The sequence below is a fragment of the Petrotoga halophila DSM 16923 genome, assembly GCF_002924615.1.
In genome coordinates, this window is sequence record NZ_JALY01000146.1 from 1 (window position 1) to 5,221 (window position 5,221).

Consider the following 5,221-nt stretch of genomic DNA (forward strand, 5'->3'; position numbering starts at 1 on the left):
TTTTTTCTGTCAATGGACCAGTAAACAAAGCCCTAAATAGTCTTTTTGGTATCACTATTCCTTGGTTTACAAGCCCACAATGGGCGATGTTTTCCATTGCGTTGATTGTTATTTGGAAATTCATTGGTTATTATGGCTTAATACTATATGCCGGGTTAACCGCTATACCAAAATCTTTATATGAAGCAGCAGAGTTAGACGGAGCAGGAAGTCTTACAAAGTTTTTTAGAATTACATTGCCACTATTAAATCCTTCTATAATAATGGTCTTGGTATTGGCTATTACTTTGGCTTTTGGAATATTCACAGAACCTTATATGATAACCGGGGGTGGGCCAATGAGAAGTACTTTAACCCCGATGATGCATATGATTACTACAGCATTCCAAAGAATGGACCCAACTTACGCAGCCACAATGGCAGTGTTTGTAGCTATCATAAGCTTTGGAATGATTTGGGTAATAAGGAAAACTATGGAGAGAGAAGTTGATTTAGTATGACAAATAAAAAAATACAATCTGGAAATGTAATTCTTCATATAGTGATGTTTTTTTTATCACTAATCTGGTTATACCCCTATGCATGGCTATTCTTGGCATCGGTAAAACCCTCTGCTGAAATCTATACCAGATTCCTACCAACGAGGTTCACTTTAGAACATTTTAGATTTATACTAGAAAGTGCCGAAAGAATGAATAGACCGTTTATAAGGGCATTTTTTATAAGTTTATTTGTGTCTGTCACCGTTACAGTATGTGTTATAATAACATCTGCTATAATTTCTTTCGCCTTGTCAAAATATAGATTTAAGGCAAGAGATGGGATATTTAATTTTATTATTTTTCAAATGGTGTTTCCCGGATTCATGTTTACCATCCCTTTATATATATTAATGCGAAACATGCATCTGTTGAATTCGTTGGCAGCTTTAATCGTTCCTTTTATTATGAGCGGTTGGGGCATTTTTATGATGACTCAAAGCTTTAGAGGGACACCAAACGACTACATCGAAGCTGCAAAAATGGACGGAGCCTCTGATATGTTTATTATTTTTCGAATTATGTTACCTTTAAACAATTCAGTTATGGCCATTGTTGGGCTATTCACTTTCATCGGAGTATGGGATAATTTCATGTGGCCACTCATTGTTATTCAGGACTATTATAAAATGCCTCTTTCTGTGTTGCTGGCAAGTTTTAATCATGAATACGGAGCGTATATTGGACCAGTAATGGCAGGTTCGGTAATTCAAACTTTACCAATGGTGCTCATCTTCATTATCTTCAGAAAGGCGTTTTTGCAAGGAATTTCAATGTCTTTGAAATAATCACAATTAAAAAACTGTAGTTATAAGGAAGGGATATATATTGAATTTGAGGTTGAAAAGGCATTTGTTAAACCCGTTGTTTGGTCCAAATCCAATGCATTCGTGGGAATCTAGGTTTGTTTTTAATCCTGCCGTAGTTTATGACGGGAAAATTTTTCATATGTTGTACCGCGCCCAAGGAGAAGATATGGTTTCTCGAATTGGCTATGCCGTAAGTTTGGATGGCCTACACTTTAATAGAATGGAAAAACCTGTATTTGAACCCTCAGATTTATCGGAATTATACGGTGTCGAAGATCCAAGAGTAACGTATATAAACGGAAAATATTATATGTGTTACACAGCTTATTCTCCGAAAAATGTTAAAATATCCTTAGCCTCCACAGAGAATTTCTTTATGTGGGAAAGATACGGAACTATTTTACCAGAAAGTCCTAATAAAGATGCTGCCTTGTTCCCAGAAAAAGTTAATGGAAAATATATCTTAATTCATAGGTTGGAACCAGATATTTGGTTTGCATATTCTGATGATTTAATACATTGGGACAATTATGTAAAAATTGCTTCTCCAAGAAAAGATTATTGGGATAACTTAAAGATCGGAGCAGGTGGCCCACCTTTAAAAACCCCTTATGGTTGGCTGTTTTTGTATCATGGCGTTCAAGAAGATATCAGGCCTATCTACAGGTTGGGCTTTATGCTCTTAGATTTAAAAGATCCAACAAAGGTATTAAAAAGAACAGAAGAACCTATTTTGGAACCTCAGGAAAAGTGGGAGATTTTCGGAGGAGTTCCAAACGTTGTATTCTCAGATGCATTGGTTGAATATGGTGATCAATACTATGTTTACTACGGTGGAGCTGATAACTACATAGCTTTGGCTACTATTTCAAAAAAAGAAGTTTTCGACTGGATAAAGAAGTGAACTTTTTTAGGTAGGAGGTGGTTGAATTAATCATCTACTTCCTGCCTAAAAAGTTCTATTGATACCTTTTTAAAAAGAGAAATTCCACATTTTTTAACATCTTTTCTTTATCGATTGTTATCTTATCTTTATTGTGTACAATATGTCCGAGAAGCCTTCTACTAGTTTTTTCATCTAATTACCTGTTGCTTTCCTTGAGTAAATAACGTTATTACTTCTTCAAGAAATCCTTATCCAGATCTTTGTTGCTAAAATTCCTAATAATATGATATAATTAAAATACCTTAGCGGGGTATTGTTAACTTTAATAATTTTAGCAAAGGAGTTAACACTATGAATTCACTTGCCATTACAAATTCTGTTAGTTTTTTAACTGCGTTTTCTGGTGGGTTATTATCATTTTTTAGCCCCTGTGTTTTTCCTTTAATACCCGTTTTTTTTGCATTGGTGATCCCTGATATCTCAAACACTCGTTTGGTCATCAAAAGGAGTTTGGGTTTTTTTCTTGGTCTTTCTCTCTTTTTTGCTTTGTTAGGTAGTATTTCTGGTAGTATTGGTATGATGCTTGCAAGGTACCAAAGCGTTATTAACATAGTTGCTGGAATATTAATAATATTATTTGGATTTCTGTTTTTGATGAATAAAAGTTTGATTTCTGCAAAGAATATAGACCTAAGAAAATACAATAAAAATAATTCCTTTTTTTCCGCCTTTTTAATTGGGATTTTAATTTCTTTAGTATGGATCCCGTGTGCAAGCCCAATATTGGCTTCGATTCTTACCTTAGCAACGACCACAGGAGAAGCAATGAGAGGTGCTCTCTTACTTTTTGTTTATTCTCTGGGTATTTCCATCCCGTTTCTATTCTTTAGTGGTATCGTTAGTAAAATATTATCTAAAGTAACCTTAGGAGAACCTAAATGGCAAAAATCCTTGAGAATTATTGGGGGGGTTTTGCTTATGGTAGTGGGTACTATGGTTTCCTTTGGGATTTTTAACAGTATAAGTGTAATATAAAATGGAGGTGTGTTTTATGAAAAAATTTTTCGTTGCAATGTTATTTCTATTATCAGTAATTACAATATTTTCTGTTCCATTAGATGAATTTATTTTTGAAAATTTCAATGACGCTTTCGAAGTTGCCGAATTAACAAACAAAAAAGTTGTAGTTATGTTTTCATCACCTACGTGTCCAGTGTGTACTCAATTCAAAGAAACAACATTGTTGGACGAAGAGATTCAAAAATGGCTACGCACAGAATTTGTTTTTGTAGAAATCTATCCTACAACTGAAAAAGCCACATTTCAAGGAGAAGAATATAATTATGGTCAGTTATTTTATGCCTTTGGTGCAAGATACACACCAACCTTCATCTTCTTCGACGCACAACAAAACCCTTTTGGAGCAATTACAGGTGGGTATCCTGCTGAGATATTTATAGATATCCTAAAATATATCTCTTATGAAAAAAATGAAGAGATTAGTCTCGATAAATTTATTGAAGATGGAATAGGAAAAGAAATCCATATTCTTCCAAAAACCGTTCATTTATCAAAAGATGATATCGAAAGATTGTTAGACTTGGACCCGAATTCCAAAGTATATGAACCTGGCAAAAATTATGATCCATATACAAATATAGTTTTACTTCAAAACAATACAAACGAACAAAACTTAGAAAATTTTTACGTGAAAATCTTTGAATCTAAGAATTAGAAGGTTTATTTCTGAAAAATAGCCCAATCATGGGCTATTTTTCTAATATTTTGAGAATGTCTTCGAATTTTATATCCCCGCTTATGTTACCTCTTACTTCGCTTCCGCCACCTTTAATGTTGTTATTCATTTTTAATTTGTCTATAAGCTCTTTACAATTAATATTTTTTGAGAAAATAGAAAAGGTTTTGTTCTTTTCATCCTCAATAATGAGTGTATAAGCTTTTAAATCGACGTATTTGTGTAAAAAATCCGCTGTTTCATCCTCTTTTTTATGGTAAACTATTCTATTTTTATTCACAACCACCGGCTTTTCGATTAAATCTTTTGCGAGATAACTGGCATTTTTTTCTGCTAACTTTTTAATACGATTCTTATAATCTTTGTTTTCATTTAATAGACTTTCTACTTTGTTTTCTAAATCATACAATCCCGATGTCAAGATAGCAGAAATGTTTTTTAAAATCGAATCTTTTTGTGAATAATCCTTAATGGCTCTAAGACCTGCTAAAAAATAAGCCCTTGTTAAATTCCCTTTCAATCTTTCTGTATTTGTTATCTTTAAAAGATTGATGTTTCCTGTGTTTTTTACATGGAAACCACCACAAGCAGATATATCAAAATCATCGATTTTTATCAGCCTTACTTCACCATTTACTTTATCACTTAGAGGTTTTCTTAAATTGTATTTCTGGGCTCGTTCTTTATCCGTAACTATTTCTTCCACTTCTATGCACTTAGAAATTATATCGTTTGAAAGTTCTTGGGCTTTATTCAACACTTCTTCCTCAATATCCTGCCCATCCAAATCTATAGTAGAATATTCTTCACCCATCTTGAAACTAACGGTTTTTAATGAAGCTATTCTTTCAAAAGCAGCCGATAATATATGTTGTGCAGTATGTTGCTGAGCTATATCAATTCTTCTTTTTTCATCTATTTCATAAAAATATTCACCTGGGTTTAAATGTTTGTTTAATACAATACCTGTTTCTGTGGTACTTAAAACTTCAGCAGTATCAATTTTACCCCTATCTCCAAGTTGCCCCCCTTTCCCATCAGGATAAAATGGATTATTCTCTATAGTAGCAAAATACTTATCTCTTTGTTTTATTACATTAATTATTTTTACTTTTTCGCTCAAATTTAAAGCCTCCTTTTGCTCTTAGCCTAAAACTTTATATATAGCGCCCCATAAGGAAGAGAAAAAGATTTCGCCCCGCTCCCAACCCAGCTATTTCAGCGCTGTTTA

General features: G+C 33.3%; 6 protein-coding genes. 5 read left to right on the forward strand and 1 reads right to left on the reverse strand.

Annotation, left to right across the window (positions count from 1 at the left end; genetic code table 11):
- The 5 genes from AA81_RS07240 to AA81_RS07260 form a co-directional block, all read left to right on the forward strand.
- Positions 1-500 (forward strand): carbohydrate ABC transporter permease (locus AA81_RS07240; RefSeq protein WP_146050357.1); only part of this gene is annotated, 500 nt, incomplete at its 5' end.
- Positions 497-1,327 carry a carbohydrate ABC transporter permease gene (locus AA81_RS07245; RefSeq protein WP_103898673.1) on the forward strand — a complete coding sequence of 277 codons (831 nt, stop codon included), beginning with the start codon at positions 497-499 and terminating at the stop codon, positions 1,325-1,327. The genes AA81_RS07240 and AA81_RS07245, both read left to right, overlap by 4 nt.
- Before the next feature lie 40 nt (positions 1,328-1,367).
- Positions 1,368-2,252, forward strand: coding sequence for a glycoside hydrolase family 130 protein (locus tag AA81_RS07250; protein WP_103898674.1), 885 nt, complete (start codon positions 1,368-1,370; stop codon positions 2,250-2,252).
- Between the two features lie 333 nt (positions 2,253-2,585).
- Positions 2,586-3,269 carry a cytochrome c biogenesis CcdA family protein gene (locus AA81_RS07255; RefSeq protein WP_103898675.1) on the forward strand — a complete coding sequence of 228 codons (684 nt, stop codon included), beginning with the start codon at positions 2,586-2,588 and terminating at the stop codon, positions 3,267-3,269.
- Positions 3,270-3,285: 16 nt separating this feature from the next.
- A complete protein-coding gene (locus AA81_RS07260) occupies positions 3,286-3,969 on the forward strand; it encodes a thioredoxin family protein (protein WP_169999668.1) in 684 nt (227 codons plus the stop codon).
- A 34-nt stretch (positions 3,970-4,003) separates the two neighbouring features.
- Here the strand turns inward: AA81_RS07260 and AA81_RS07265 are convergent, their stop codons facing one another.
- On the reverse strand, positions 4,004-5,113 hold the full coding sequence (locus AA81_RS07265) for an alanyl-tRNA editing protein (RefSeq protein ID WP_103898677.1): 1,110 nt from the start codon (positions 5,111-5,113) through the stop codon (positions 4,004-4,006).
- Positions 5,114-5,221: the final 108 nt, after the last annotated feature.